Raw genomic sequence first — 14,154 nt, forward strand, 5'->3', positions numbered from 1 at the left:
CTCCGTCAGGTAATCGACAATGCCGCAGACCGAATAGGCCATTTCATAGCTGGGGTTGCCGGCCTCGAGCTTTCCGGGGACTTTGTCCTTGCCGTAGAAGTAGTGATAGAGCGTATCAAGCTCGAGCAGCAGGTCATACTTGCCATACATCATCGCCCCATGCGGGCCGTATGTTTTATAGAGGCTGAAGACATAATAGTCGGCGTCAAAGGCCTTTACATCCACTGCGCGGTGCGGCGCATAGGCGACGGCATCAACACAGATTTTTGCACCGTTTTTATGGGCGTAATCGGCGAATTCGCGGATCGGGTTGATTTCGCCAATGATGTTGGAAACGTGCGTGACGCAGACCAGTTTGGTGCGGTCGCTCATCGCAGCCTTGAGGCCATCAAGGCTGAGACGCCCGGTTTTGACATCGGGTTCCCAGAAACGCAGATTAACCCCGAATTCTTCGAGTGCGACCCACGGGCCGATATTGCTTTCATGATCGCCGATGGTAACGACAATCTCGTCGCCCGGTTTGAACTGGCTGCGCATGGCGCGCGCGAGGTTTTGCAGCAAAACCGTGGTCGAGGCGCCGAAAATGATTTCTTCGGGGCGGCTCGCATTGACCAGCTGGGCGGCAGACTTGCGCGCATCCAGAAGGGCTTCGGCCGCCTTTTGCGAGACTTCATAGGAGCCGCCGATCTGCACATTGCGCTCGATCAGGAAGGCATTGATGCGGTCCAATGCCTTGGACAGGATTTGCGATCCGCCGGCATTGTCAAAGAAGGTCCAGCCATTGGAAAGGGCTGGAAACTGGCTGTGGACATAGTCCATATCAAGGGTGCGTTGATCTGCCATTGAAGGCATCCTCCGGTTGATTTGTCTTTTATTTTAATGGTCGAGAACGGCGTGGAGGAAGTTCCTTGTGCGTTCTTCTTTGGGGGCATCGAAAATTTCAGTTGGCGTTCCGGCCTCAATAATCGCGCCGCCATCCATGAACAGGACGCGGTCCGCAACCTGACGGGCAAAGCCCATTTCATGGGTGACCACGACCATGGTAACCCCGGTCCCGGCGAGCTTTTTCATGACATCGAGAACCTCGCCGACCATTTCGGGATCAAGGGCAGAGGTTGGCTCATCAAACAGAAGCACACGCGGTTCCATGGCAAGGGCACGGGCGATGGCGACACGTTGTTGCTGCCCACCGGAAAGCTGGGCCGGGTATTTGTCTGCCTGAACCGAAATGCCGACACGTTCCAGCAGATCGCGGGCGCGTTTTTCAGCATCGGCCTCTGACATTTTGCGGACCCGGATCGGGGCCAGCATGACATTGCGCAGCACGGTCATGTGCGGGAACAGGTTAAACGACTGAAACACCATGCCGACTTCGGCACGGACCTGATCAAGGTCAGGCCCGGGACGCACCGGAATGCCATCAACGGTGATTTCGCTGCCTTGCTCGAACGGTTCGAGATGGTTGATGCAGCGAATAAGCGTTGATTTGCCAGACCCCGACGGGCCGACAACGCACAGCACTTCTCCTTGCGCGATATCAAGATTGATGCCATGCAGGGCGGTGAACTGGCCATAGGTCTTGCGCAGGTTGGAAATTTTGATCAATGGCGCTTTCATCAGCTTCTCCCGCGGCTAAAACGTTTTTCAAGATGCGCGACATAGCGCACCATCGGCAGAAGCAGGATCAGATAGATCACGGCTGCACCGATCAGCGGCGTCGGGTTGGCGGAAAGGGCCTGTGCCTGGGTCGCCTGTTTGAGCAGATCGGGCATGGCGACGACCGATGCCAGCGCGGTGTCCTTGAGCACATTGATGCAGTTATTGGTCAGCGGCGGGATGACGATGCGGATCGCCTGCGGCAGGATGACATCGGTCATAATGTAGCGGTTTGAAAGACCAAGGGCGGCGGACGCTTCAAACTGGCCCTTGGGGATGGCTTCGATCCCGGCACGGAAAATTTCGGCGGTGTAGGCCGCGGAGACCAGTGTGAGTGCGGTGACGGCCGAGAAGAAGGGCGACAGCCTGATGCCGACAAAGGGCAGCGCGTAATACACAATGATCAGCAGAACCAGAAGCGGGATCGAGCGAAACACATCGATATAGGCCCGCACAAGTCCGGTCACCACCGGCCCGGCATAGAGCCGCAGCACGGCCAGAAACAGCCCACCGATCAGACCTGCAATGATGCTGGTTGCGCCAATCCCGATGGTAACAAGCAGGCCGTTCATCAATTGCGGCAGGCTTTGCATCAGGACGGGAATGTTAAAGAAAGTCGAAAATAAATCCATTTTACCACCAGGTCAGGTTGCCCCGCCGACGACACCGGAAACGGATTGGTATCGTCGGCAGGGATGATCAGCGATATGCGCGATTATTTAAGGGTCGGCATATCAAGGACCTGAACGGTCGAGGTGGTGTCTTCTGGCGTTGCGCCGAACCAGGTTTCATGCAGACCGGCGATGAAGCCTTCTTTTTTCAGTTCGGTGATAACGTCGTTAACTTCGGTTGCGAGGGCCGCATCCTTGTTAAACATGATCGAGTATTTTTCACCGGTGGTGATGCGCTCGACCACTTTAAGGGCCGGCTTGTCCTTGACGTAATAGAGCAATGCCGGGATGTCGCTTACATAGCCGTCAATACGACCGGCCTGCAGATCAAGCATGGCTGGCGACAGGCCCTCGTAACGGCGGACATCGGCAATGCCGTATTCGCCGCCATTTGCGGTGACCCACATATCACCCGTCGAGCCGGTATCAACACCAACAACCTTGCCATCCATGGTAGCCAGGCCGGTGACGCCGCCTTCTGCGGTGGCGGTCAGGGACTGGTCACTGTCGTAATAAGGCTGTGCAAATGTCACAGACTCAAGGCGCTTGTCGGTGATGGTGATGGACGAAACCGCCATGTCGATGCGGCCCGACTGGACCGCCGGGAACAGGCCGTTGAACGGGATGTTGACGAACTCGACCGACTTGCCAAGGCGGCTTGCGATTTCGTTGACGAGATCGACTTCGAAACCGACCACGGTGCCGTCAGCTTCTTCGAATTCCCACGGCACATTGCCGATATTGGCACCAACGGTCAGGTCTGCTGCGTTTGCGGATGCCAGTGAGGACACGGCAAGAACGCCGCCAACGACGCTGGACGTCAGAAAGTTGAGAAACTTCATTATGATTTCCTTGTGTTTTTAGCCTACCCTGAGATACTTCTGGTCTAACTGGTCAGACCAGTCAGGCCAGACAAACATATTTGGATGATACGTGCAAGATTGTTTGTGCAAAAATGAGTCAGATTTGCTTTGATACCGACAACTGAGCAAAAAATACGCAAGAAGGACACGAGGGAATGTTCAACCGCACGCCGCTGCCGCAGACGGTCGCACGCCAAATTCAGGACATGATCCAGAACGGGGAACTTACCCCGGGCGACAAGATCCCATCCCAGCGCGAATTCGCGCAGAAATTCGGCATTTCCCGGGCTTCATTGCGCGAAGCACTTCTGACCCTTGAAACCCTTGGCCTGATCAAGACCGAAGCCGGGCGCGGCACCTTTGTTACCGACCCTGCCAGCCGCGCCAAAGCCGACATGGCACCATGGCGCTATTCGGAAAGCCACAGTGTTTTTGACGTGTTCCAGACACGCATGATCCTTGAAAGCGAAATCGCAGCCCTTGCCTGTGGCCGCCTGACCGCGACCCAGCTTGAAGCGATGGAAGACGCCACCAACCGCATGGAAAAATGCTGGGCCGAGCAGGACCTGATCGCCAATGTCGAGGCCGATCTGGAATTCCATGCAACGATTGTTGAGGCATGCTCCAACAGCATGATGCGCGAACTTTATCAGGCCGTGCGCGACAAGATCACCGAAACCCAGCGCCAGCCAATCCCGATCACCGACCCGGAACGCATGCGCGCCTCCATCGGCGAACACCGCAAAATCATCGCCGCCCTGCGTGACAATGACGCCGAACGCGCCCGGCGTGAAATGCAGGCCCATGTCCGCAACACCGCGCGTTGTGCCGGGTTGCAAACCTGACCTCCCCCACCGCCTCCACTAAAGAAACGGCAGCATCTTGGTGATGTGATCGGCAAAGGCATCGATCGCAGGGCTTGGATTTAGTTCCGATGTGATGACGCGCAGACCCAGTTTCGGCAAGGGTGGCAAAGGTGATTTCAGGATGAAAAGATCGCTCGGCACCGCCTTTTGCATCATCACGCTGATCGCCAAGCCCGACCGAGTCACGGCGATCAGGCCCGCCAGACTGTTGCTGGCATAGGCGATTTGATAGGGCAGTTTGGCGCCATCCATCGCATCGCGGGCAGATCGATGATCAAGGGCGTTGGCGGCGGCCAGTGCCAGCGGGATCGGGCTTTGCGGATCGGTGTTCTGATTGAAATCATGGAGTTCCAGCGTCGGTTTACTGCCGACCCAGGCGAGTTGTTCGGTGCGGATAAAGTCACCGCCGGGCGTTATATCCGGGGTGGAGACCAGCGCCATGTCGATCTGGCGGGCATGCAGGAGTTTTTGCAATTCCGGCGTCGGGGCCGACACCACCCGGATTTCAATATCGCGATGGATTGCGCCAAAACTTTTGAGCAAGGCCGGGAAAAAGGCAATCAGGTAATCTTCGGGGCAGCCAAAGGTAATGGCACCGCGCAATCCCTGATCGGAGAAGCTTGAGACCGCTTCATCATGCAGACGGAGAATGCGTTCGGCATAACCAAGAAACCGTTCCCCCGCCCCGGTCAGCCGCACCCCACTGCCCGACCGATGAAACAGACTTTGGCCGAGCGCTTCTTCAAGACGCTGGATCTGCATGGTGACGGTTGATTGGGTGCGACCGACCTGAATGGCCGCGGCACTCAGCGTCCCGGCATGGGCAGCACGGACAAAGGTTGTCAGCAGTTTGAGATCAAGCAGCGCCTGCATGCGGGGCTCCGTCCATTACAGCCATCAATATTTTTGATATCGGAGTGCAAGCATTATCAATTTTACCGCTTTGGCGCCACAAGATAGGCTTTTCCCATCACATGAAGCGATCAGCACAGGGAAAAGATCATGTCACGCAACGACGATGCCGCCTTTTGGGAAGGCGCAAATAACCACCTGATCCGGTATGGCAGCCCGTTTGATCCGGCGATCATTGAACGCGCCAAGGGATCATATGTTTATGACGCGGACGGGCGTGCGATCCTTGATTTTACATCGGGGCAGATGTCAGCGGTTCTGGGCCATGGCCACCCGCGCATTGTCGAGACCGTGCAGCGGCAGGTCGAAACCGTCGCACACCTGTTTAGCAGCATGCTGACCCGGCCGGTGGTGGAGCTGGCCGAACGGCTGGCCGCCCTTGCACCGGGATTGGAAAAGGTTTTGTTCCTGTCGACAGGGGCCGAAAGCAACGAAGCGGCCATTCGCATGGCGAAGCTTGTCACCGGCAAGCATGAAATCGTGGCATTTTCCAAAAGCTGGCACGGCATGACCGGGGTGGCGGCATCGGCGACCTATAGTGCTGGGCGCAAGGGATATGGCCCGGCCGCCGTCGGATCCTTTGCCATTCCGGCACCCAATGCGTTTCGCCCGCGCTTCAAGCATCCTGACGGGTCGCTTGACTGGCAGACGGAGCTTGATGATGCGTTCGAGCTTCTGGATGCGCAATCGACGGGCAATCTGGCGGCGTTTGTCGCCGAGCCGATCTTATCGAGCGGCGGGATCCTTGAACTGCCGAAAGGTTACCTCGCCGCCCTTAAGAAGAAATGCGAAGAGCGCGGGATGCTGTTGATTTTGGATGAGGCGCAAACCGGCATCGGGCGCACCGGCGACATGTTTGCGTTTCAGCGTGACGGCGTCACGCCCGATATCCTGACATTGTCCAAAACCATCGGGGCGGGATTGCCGTTATCGGCGGTAATGACCACGCCGGAGATTGAACAGGCCGCCTATGAAAAGGGCTTCCTGTTTTACACCACCCACGTGTCCGACCCCCTGCCCGCCGCGGTTGGTTTGACGGTGCTTGATGTGGTGCGTGATGAGAAGCTGGTCGCGCGCGCAAGCCAGATGGGCGCGCAGCTTTTTGAGGGGCTGTCCGCGATCAAGGATCAGTATGCGTGCGTCGGTGATGTGCGCGGCCGCGGGTTGCTTTTGGGGATGGAGATCATCAAGGAGACCGGTAATCGCGAACCCGATCACGATATGGGGGCTGCCATCATGGCCGAGGCGTTCAAGCGCGGGCTGAGCATGAATATCGTCAAGATGCCGGGCATGGGTGGCGTGTTCCGCATTGCCCCGCCCCTGACCATCAGTTCAGAGGAACTTGATCAGGGCATTTCGATCATTGGTGATGCCGTGAAGGCGTGCGTTGACGCACGCTAGTTATAACAACAATGCGAGACAGCCCCGGCAACAAAGGCCGGGGCTGTCTTTGTTTAAAAATCAAACGTCTGCGAGTTTTGTCAACTGACCGCCAATCGCCTTGAAGCGTGCGAAATAACGGGTTGGGTCCAAAAGCTGATAGGGGAAATAAAGGCCCGACCCAGTAGGTGGATTGCCATCCAATCCAGCCAAACGTTCCAACACCAGGGCCACCCCCAACCCGGTCAGCGGCATCTGACCTTTGGGGTGACTAACGGCATGACGGGTTTTTAGAGGCTTGCCATTCAAATCGATGCCGGCAAGTTCGATGATGATCTCGGTCGACGGTGCTTTGCCAGTCCGACGCGATGAGCTTTCTCCCAGTGCCAGACGAAAATGGACGTTGGGCGCCCCGGTTGCGTGGCCCAAGGCCAATACATCATTTGGCGAAAAGATATTGGCGGAAATCTCGGTGCCATCCATGGCTCGGAAACAGGTATTGGTATCCTCCCCCACAAACCAGCGCCATTCACCATCGACCCGTGCGAGTGCGGCCGACAGGGTTTGGGTTTGACGATTATAGTCAAGTTCGGCAGCCGGGCCGAAATCATCCTGCTCGTCTAGCAAGGCACCAATCGCGATATCGTCAATCCGGTCGAACTGCCGGGCGATTTCAACGGTCGGAATGGTGGTTGCCCCGACAAGCCATTCGGTGCCGAGAACCACTGGCGATATATCGGGTGACGTTATGTAAGCCGCAACATCCGGACCCAATTCGATAATGCCGGGCGAGATACTGATATGACCTATACCGCGATTTTGCGCGAAACGAAGCGTCGTGCCCATGGTGTCGGTAAATAGCACAGCCATCGCCGAAACAGCTTGATCGCCGAGCCCCAAATCATCGCGCGACAAATCGACCTTTGCTGCCGTGGCATTGCCGAGCTGATCGGCCATTGCTTGCGCCCGATCCAGATTTCGACCGGCAATAAGCAATGGGACATCCGGAAATTGATCGCGCAAATAATGCGCAGTGTGACGACCGACGATTCCGGCACCGCCGAGCAAGAGGATTGGTGCATTTGACATTTTAGACCCTTTCATTTGAGGCAGAAGTCGCTTACTTTTCATAAGCTACTAAACGTAAGTTACCTTAAGTAAGTTACTTATGGTAACTTATGCAAGCCCCTGACTGAAGAATCATGGAAAAATCATGGGAAAACCTGCATTGGACTCAGCATACCGGCCGGAAAACCGCCGTTTATCACGGGAAGACAGACGACGCCAAATGCTTGATGTCGCACGTGATATCATTCGTGAAGAAGGGGCAGATCGGCTAACTTTGGCCTATGTTGCAGAATGTTCGGGGGTATCAAAGCCCATTGCGTACGACCATTTCGGCACGCGGACCGGGTTGCTCGATGCGTTATATCGGCATCTCGACGCGCAACAAAGCACTGCCCTGCGGGCAGCTTTGGCCGAAGGGGAGCGCAATCTGACGCAGACGGCAAAGCTGTTGGCCGAAACTTATATGCATTGTTCCGCCGACAGTAGCGGGGAATGGCATGCCGTTAGCGCAGCACTGGCCGGGAGCGGTGCGCTGGGTCAGGTGCATCAGGAATTACTTGATGACTACACCGCCCTGTTCGCCAGCACGCTTGCCAGCTACAGCCCCATCCCCAATGATGAATTACATCGGCGGTGCGTCGGCCTGATTGGCGCAGGAGAGGCGATTGCCATGACCATGCTGTCGGGCCATTGTGACGAGTCCGAAGCAGCCAAAAGCTTTGCCGCCCTGATCGAGGGCGGCGTGATTTAAGGGTTGGGCACCTGAGATTTGGCGCTTAGCCCTTGCGGAGCGTGATCACGGTCAGTTCACCCGGCACGCCAACCCGGATGGCGAAGCCCGGCCATTGGGCGGTGCCGTTGTTGACGTAAAGCTGCATGTCCTCGATGTCATACATGCCCGATACAAAGCCGCCATTGAGCATCGCAACGATATTGTCAAAGCCCCATACCATGCCGCCATGGGTATGGCCGGAAAGTTGCAGATCGACACCCAGCGGTGCTGCATCGCGGGCCATTTTTGGTTGGTGATCAAGCAGGATCACCGGGGCATTTTCCGGGCTGCCTTCCAGTGCCCTGGCAACATCGGGTTCGGGTCGGTCCGTGTTGCCAGCGCGAAGGTCGGTGACGCCGGCGATGGTCAGTTGATCGCCATCGCGATCGAGCACGATATGGCCGTTTTCAAGGGTGAGCATATTGAGCCCGCCATAATGGCGCATCCAGTTTTCATAGCCGAAATAATATTCGTGATTGCCCGGAATGGTGATGACGCCATCAGGGGCGACAAGATCATGAAGCGGCTGCACATCATCATAGCGCAGCGGCAATTCACCATCGATCAGATCACCGGTGATCACGATCAGATCCGGCTCCAGCGCGTTGGTTTTTTCAACCACCTCTGACACCCAGGGGCGTTCATAGAGCTTGCTGATATGAAGGTCAGTGAGCTGGACAATGCGATAGCCGTCAAACGCATCGGGAAGGTCGCGGATGGTGACATCCATTTCCTTGACGTCGGGCACGCGCATGCCCTCTGCCACGCCAAAGCAGGCCAATGCGATGGCGGCAAACGACATGACGGTCCGCAGGATTTTTGGCGGGTGCTGTTTACGGCGCAGGATCACCCAGCGCAACAAAAGACCGATAAGGTCATAGGCCAGTTGGAACCACACCAGGAAGAAAATCACGCCGAATGCCACGTTGATCGCGACAACAATCAGCTGCGGGAATTCCGGCAAGAACATGCTGCCAAAGGCGATGCGGGAATACAGATGATGCTGGGATCCGATCAGCAAAAGCACGCCAAAACTGATCTTCGCCCATCGCGGCCATGCCAGATAGCGCACGTGACGCACAAGAACATACAAACAGGCAAGAGCGACATTGATGTGAAAAAACAGCACCGGACAGACAATCCTTTGAAAATAAATGAGGCGTCGCGCAATATAGCCGAAACGAGCGGAACAATCGCAACCATTCACTTAAACGTCTGAAACAGGTGATTGGTTTTCAAAAAAGATTGCGCAACATCAAAGCCCGACCAATCTCGATCATCTAGGATCATTCCAGAGAGTGTTGCGTTGCACAATTGCAAGAGCAATACTCGTTGAAATTGTTGACCAAGTCGCGCTGTGCCCTGTCCCTGCGCCCTGCCTTGGTCCGCCCCGTTGTCGGAGAATGGAATGAAAAGCTTGCGTGCCGTGTTGATCGTTCTTGTGGGGGTTGCCGCCGCCGGGGGTGGATATGCCTATTGGCAGTCACAGCAATCAGACCTGCCTGACTATATCGCATCGGGCAATGGCCGGATTGAGGCCGAGGAAATCCGGGTGGCAACCAAATATGCCGGCCGGGTTGAGGAAGTTCTGGTCGAAGAAGGTGATCAGGTCACCGCAGGTCAGGTCATGGCCCGGATGGACACCGCCGAACTGGTTGCCAACCGTGCCCGCGCCCGTGCCGAGCTTGCCAGTGCCGAGCAAGGCATTGCCGAGGCAGAAGCCCTGATTGTTCAGCGCGAAAGCGAGCTTTCTTTTGCCGAGCAGCAGCTTTCGCGTGCCGAGGAACTGGTCAAGAACAACAACATTTCACGCGAACAACTTGATCAGAGACGTGCGGATCGCAATGTCGCAAAAGCAGCCCTTACCGCGGCCCAGGCGCGCCTTGTCAGTGCACGCATGAATGTCTCGGCGGCATCCGCCGCCCTTGAAGGCATTCAGGTGCAAATTGATGATTCGGTCCTGAAAGCCCCGCGCGATGGCCGCGTGCAATATCGCCTTGCCGAACCGGGCGAGGTTCTGGCAGGCGGCGGGCCAGTCATCACCCTGATTGATCTGACCGATGTCTATATGAATGTGTTCCTGCCGACCCGTCAGGCGGGATTGGCCTTTGTTGGCAATGAAGCGCGGATTGTTCTGGATGCCGCCCCCAGCTTTGTCATTCCGGCCAAGGTATCGTTTGTCGCCGATGACGCACAATTCACCCCGCGCGAGGTCGAAACACGGGCCGAGCGCGACAAACTGATGTTTCGCGTCAAGGTGCGGATCGACCCGGAATTGCTGGCCGAGCATATCAAACGGGTGAAAACCGGCCTGCCCGGTGAGGCCTATATCATGTTGGCCGATCATACCGACTGGCCGGAGGCGTTCACCCCGAATGTGCCTGATGACGCCACCCTGCGTCAGAACACGCAATAGAGCGCGCCCAGATGGTGGACAGCACCGATACTTCCCGCGATACATCAGAAGTCGCCGTGCGGCTTGAGGATGTCACGCTGCGATATGGCAAGGTGGCCGCCCTTGACGGGATCAGCCTTGAAATCCCGGCCGGACAGACCGTGGGTTTTATTGGCCCGGACGGGGTTGGGAAATCAAGTGCCCTTGCCCTGATTTCGGGTGCGCGCAAGGTGCAGGACGGCACGGTCGAGACGCTTGGCGGATCGATGAAAGATGCCAAGCATCGCAACGCGATCCTGCCGCGCATTGCCTATATGCCCCAGGGGCTTGGCAAGAACCTTTATATGGACCTGACGGTGCGCGAGAACCTTGAATTTTTCGGCCGCCTGTTTGGTCAGGGAAAGCGGGAGCGCGATGAACGCATAGCACGGCTTGTCGCCGCGACCGGGCTTGATCCGTTTACCGAGCGCCCGGCGGGCAAGCTTTCGGGCGGCATGAAACAGAAACTTGGGCTTTGTTGTGCTCTGATCCATGATCCCGATATCCTGATCCTTGATGAACCGACCACCGGGGTTGATCCCCTGTCGCGGCAGCAATTCTGGCAATTGATCGATGCCATTCGCCAAACCCAAAGCCAGATGACGGTTCTGGTTGCCACCGCCTATATGGATGAGGCGGCGCGCTTTGACCGGTTGATTGCGATGAATGATGGCAAGGTGCTTGCGACCGGCACAGCGGACGAGATTTTGGAGCGCACCGGGACCGATACGCTTGAGGCCGCCTTTATTGCACTGTTGCCCGAGGAAGAACGCCAAGGCCATCATGAGCTGAACATTCCAGAACGCACCATTCATGGCGACACGCCAGCGATTGTTGCCGAACATCTGACCAAGAAGTTTGGTGATTTTACTGCCGTGGATGATGTCAGCTTCCGGATTGAAAAAGGCGAGATTTTCGGATTTCTCGGATCCAACGGCTGTGGCAAGACCACGACCATGAAGATGCTGACCGGGCTTTTGAATGCATCTGAGGGCACGGCCGAGCTTTTTGGCAAGCCGGTCGATGGGCAGGATATCGCGCTGCGTAACCGGGTTGGCTATATGAGCCAGGCCTTTTCGCTGTATTCCGAATTGACCGTGATGCAGAACCTTGAGCTGCATGCGCATCTGTTTCACTTGCCCAAGGACAAGATCACACCAAGGATCGAGGAACTTTCGAAACGGTTCGGGCTGGGCCCCTATCTTGATGATCTGAGTGAACGATTGCCGCTTGGCGTGCGCCAGCGATTGTCGCTGGCGGTTGCGATCATTCACAGCCCGGAAATCCTGATTTTGGATGAGCCGACATCGGGTGTTGATCCGGTGGCGCGTGACGGGTTCTGGGAATCGCTGGTCGAGCTTTCGCGCGATCAGGGGGTGACAATTTTCATCTCCACCCACTTCATGAACGAGGCGGAGCGGTGCGATCGTATCTCGCTGATGCATGCCGGCAAGGTTTTGATCAGCGATACGCCGAGTGCCATCACCAAGGGGCGCGGCTGCGACACCCTTGAAGACGCGTTTATCAGCCATCTGGAAGAAGCGGAAGGCCCGGATGGCGCGGATGGCGCGAATGCAGGCGCGCCAGACGCCCCTGCCGCCGCAGATGCGCTTGCCACAGATGACGATGCAAAGGCCAACTGGAAACCGGCGCGGGCGTCACTGTTCAGCTTCCGGCGCTTATGGGCCTATTCCCTGCGCGAAACGATGGAACTGGTGCGCGATCCGATCCGGTTGATGTTTGCCTTGATTGGCACGGCCATCCTGATGCCGGTTTTTGGCTGGGGGATTACCTTTGACGTTGAAAACCTGACCTATGCAGTACTTGATCGTGACCGCAGTCAGGAAAGCCGAACCTATATCGAGAACCTTTCGGGATCGCGGTATTTCGAGGCGCAGGAACCGTTGCTGAGCAATGATGAGCTTGAGGCACGGTTGCTTTCGGGGGACATTGCGTTGGCGATTGAAATCCCGCCCGGCTTCGGGCGCGATGTTGCGCGCGGTGACAGCCCGGAAATCGGGGCGTTTATTGACGGATCGATGCCATTTCGCGCCGAAACCATTCATGGCTATGTCGAAGGCATTCATAACCAATATCTCGCAGAGCATCGCAAACGCGATGTCGGCACTGCCGATTCAGGGCAGCCGATGCGCATCGAGACGCGCTATCGCTATAATCAGGATTTCAAAAGCATCTATGCCATGGTGCCATCGGTTATTGCGTTGCTTTTGATGTTTATCCCCGCGGTTTTGATGGCGGTCGGGGTTGTGCGCGAAAAGGAACTGGGGTCGATCACCAACCTTTATGTCACCCCGGTTTCCAAGCTTGAGTTTTTGTGGGGCAAACAATTGCCCTATATCGGGCTTGGCCTGATCAACTTTGTTTTGATGACGGCGATGGCGCTGTTCTGGTTTGAGGTGCCGTTGCGCGGCAATGGCCTGACGCTTCTGGTGGGTGCGATCCTGTTTGTTACCGCCACCACCGGATTGGGGCTTTTGATTTCGTCCTTTACCAGTACGCAGATCGCAGCCCTTTTTGGCACAGCAATCGCGACCATGGTGCCATCGGTGATGTTTTCGGGGATGATGCAGCCGGTTTCTTCGCTTGAAGGCGCGCCGGTTGTGCTTTCGACCATTATCCCGACATCGCATTTCATGTCGATCAGTGTCGGCACCTTTACCAAGGCGCTTGGTTTTGCGGAACTTTATCCCGAACTGATCAGCCTTCTGATTTTCTTCCCGGCATTGACCGTGCTTTCGATGCTGCTTCTCAAAAAGCAGGAGGTGTAAGGATATGCTTGGCAGACGGATCAGCAATATCTATCGCCTTGGCATCAAGGAGCTTTTCAGCCTCAGACGTGACATGGTGCTTATGGCGCTGATTGTCTGGGCGTTTTCGTTTGCGATTTATAACGCCGCCACCGGCTTTTCGCATGATTTGCGCCGTGGTTCGATTGCCATTGCCGATCAAGATGGATCGGCCCTTTCGCTGCGCATTTCGGATGCGTTTCTGGCCCCGTACTTTCAGGAACCGGTGCGCATTGCCGAACGCGATATTGATGCGGCAATGAACAGTGGCGAATTTACCTTTGTGCTGGTGATCCCGCCGCGCTTTGAGGCCGATGTGGTTTCGGGTCGCGATCCGGAAGTGCAGCTTAACATCGATGCCACAGCGATGATGCAGGCCGGGATCGGCCAAGGCTATGTCAGTAACATCATCGCCCAGGAAGTCTCGACCTGGTTGGGTGGTAAATCGGCCTGGGCCGGGCAGAACCGAACAGAGGCCGCAACCATCGTGACACGTTATGCCTATAACCAGAATGTGCAAAGCGAATGGTTTACCAGCACGATGGAGATCATCAATGCGATCACCATGCTGTCGATCATTCTTTCAGGCGCGGCCCTGATCCGCGAACGCGAACATGGCACGATCGAGCATCTTCTGGTGATGCCAGTGGATCCCTATGAGATCATGCTGGCAAAGGTCTGGGCCAACGGGCTGGTGATTTTGATTGCCTGCATGCTGTCGCTTG

13 protein-coding genes are annotated in these 14,154 nt (G+C 56.4%); 6 read left to right on the top strand and 7 right to left on the bottom strand.

What is annotated here, in order from left to right; all coding sequences use genetic code 11:
* From B3Z49_RS08105 to B3Z49_RS08120, 4 genes are all read right to left on the bottom strand, one after another.
* The coding region (locus B3Z49_RS08105; RefSeq protein WP_296989768.1) for an aminotransferase class V-fold PLP-dependent enzyme at positions 1–843 on the bottom strand (843 nt) is incomplete at its 3' end.
* Positions 844–876: 33 nt separating this feature from the next.
* Positions 877–1,617, bottom strand: coding sequence for an amino acid ABC transporter ATP-binding protein (locus B3Z49_RS08110; protein WP_296989770.1), 741 nt, complete (start codon positions 1,615–1,617; stop codon positions 877–879).
* Positions 1,617–2,288 carry an amino acid ABC transporter permease gene (locus tag B3Z49_RS08115; RefSeq protein ID WP_008891419.1) on the bottom strand — a complete coding sequence of 224 codons (672 nt, stop codon included), beginning with the start codon at positions 2,286–2,288 and terminating at the stop codon, positions 1,617–1,619. The genes B3Z49_RS08110 and B3Z49_RS08115 overlap by 1 nt, the downstream gene beginning before the upstream one ends.
* A gap of 83 nt (positions 2,289–2,371) precedes the next feature.
* Positions 2,372–3,169, bottom strand: a complete 798-nt coding sequence (locus tag B3Z49_RS08120) for an ABC transporter substrate-binding protein (RefSeq protein WP_120225001.1) — start codon at positions 3,167–3,169, stop codon at positions 2,372–2,374.
* 176 nt (positions 3,170–3,345) lie between these two features.
* On the opposite strand from B3Z49_RS08120, the gene B3Z49_RS08125 reads away from it, so the two are divergent.
* Positions 3,346–4,035: a FadR/GntR family transcriptional regulator gene (locus B3Z49_RS08125; RefSeq protein WP_064780666.1), complete on the top strand. Its 690-nt coding sequence runs from the start codon at positions 3,346–3,348 to the stop codon at positions 4,033–4,035.
* Between the two features lie 18 nt (positions 4,036–4,053).
* On the opposite strand, the gene B3Z49_RS08130 is transcribed toward B3Z49_RS08125, so the two are convergent.
* Positions 4,054–4,929: a LysR family transcriptional regulator gene (locus B3Z49_RS08130; RefSeq protein WP_296989777.1), complete on the bottom strand. Its 876-nt coding sequence runs from the start codon at positions 4,927–4,929 to the stop codon at positions 4,054–4,056.
* A gap of 129 nt (positions 4,930–5,058) precedes the next feature.
* Between B3Z49_RS08130 and B3Z49_RS08135 the strand changes: the two genes are divergently transcribed.
* Positions 5,059–6,369, top strand: coding sequence for an aspartate aminotransferase family protein (locus B3Z49_RS08135; protein ID WP_296989780.1), 1,311 nt, complete (start codon positions 5,059–5,061; stop codon positions 6,367–6,369).
* Positions 6,370–6,429: 60 nt separating this feature from the next.
* Here the strand turns inward: B3Z49_RS08135 and B3Z49_RS08140 are convergent, their stop codons facing one another.
* Entirely contained in the window at positions 6,430–7,437 is a 1,008-nt protein-coding gene (locus B3Z49_RS08140) for a hypothetical protein (protein WP_296989781.1), read from the bottom strand.
* 199 nt (positions 7,438–7,636) lie between these two features.
* Here B3Z49_RS08140 and B3Z49_RS08145 point away from each other — a divergent pair, with 199 nt between their 5' ends.
* Positions 7,637–8,167, top strand: a complete 531-nt coding sequence (locus B3Z49_RS08145; protein ID WP_296989783.1) for a TetR/AcrR family transcriptional regulator — start codon at positions 7,637–7,639, stop codon at positions 8,165–8,167.
* A 25-nt stretch (positions 8,168–8,192) separates the two neighbouring features.
* On the opposite strand, the gene B3Z49_RS08150 is transcribed toward B3Z49_RS08145, so the two are convergent.
* Positions 8,193–9,317 (bottom strand): metallophosphoesterase, encoded by a 1,125-nt coding sequence (locus B3Z49_RS08150; RefSeq protein ID WP_296989785.1) that lies wholly within the window; start codon positions 9,315–9,317, stop codon positions 8,193–8,195.
* Between the two features lie 279 nt (positions 9,318–9,596).
* Here B3Z49_RS08150 and B3Z49_RS08155 point away from each other — a divergent pair, with 279 nt between their 5' ends.
* From B3Z49_RS08155 to B3Z49_RS08165, 3 genes are all read left to right on the top strand, one after another.
* Positions 9,597–10,604 (top strand): HlyD family secretion protein, encoded by a 1,008-nt coding sequence (locus B3Z49_RS08155; RefSeq protein ID WP_296989788.1) that lies wholly within the window; start codon positions 9,597–9,599, stop codon positions 10,602–10,604.
* Positions 10,605–10,615: 11 nt separating this feature from the next.
* On the top strand, positions 10,616–13,411 hold the full coding sequence (gene rbbA, locus B3Z49_RS08160) for a ribosome-associated ATPase/putative transporter RbbA (protein WP_296989789.1): 2,796 nt from the start codon (positions 10,616–10,618) through the stop codon (positions 13,409–13,411).
* Positions 13,412–13,415: 4 nt separating this feature from the next.
* On the top strand, positions 13,416–14,154 hold a 739-nt coding region (locus B3Z49_RS08165; protein WP_296989792.1), incomplete at its 3' end, for an ABC transporter permease.

This window comes from Thalassospira sp. UBA1131, assembly GCF_002311515.1.
GTDB lineage: Bacteria > Pseudomonadota > Alphaproteobacteria > Rhodospirillales > Thalassospiraceae > Thalassospira.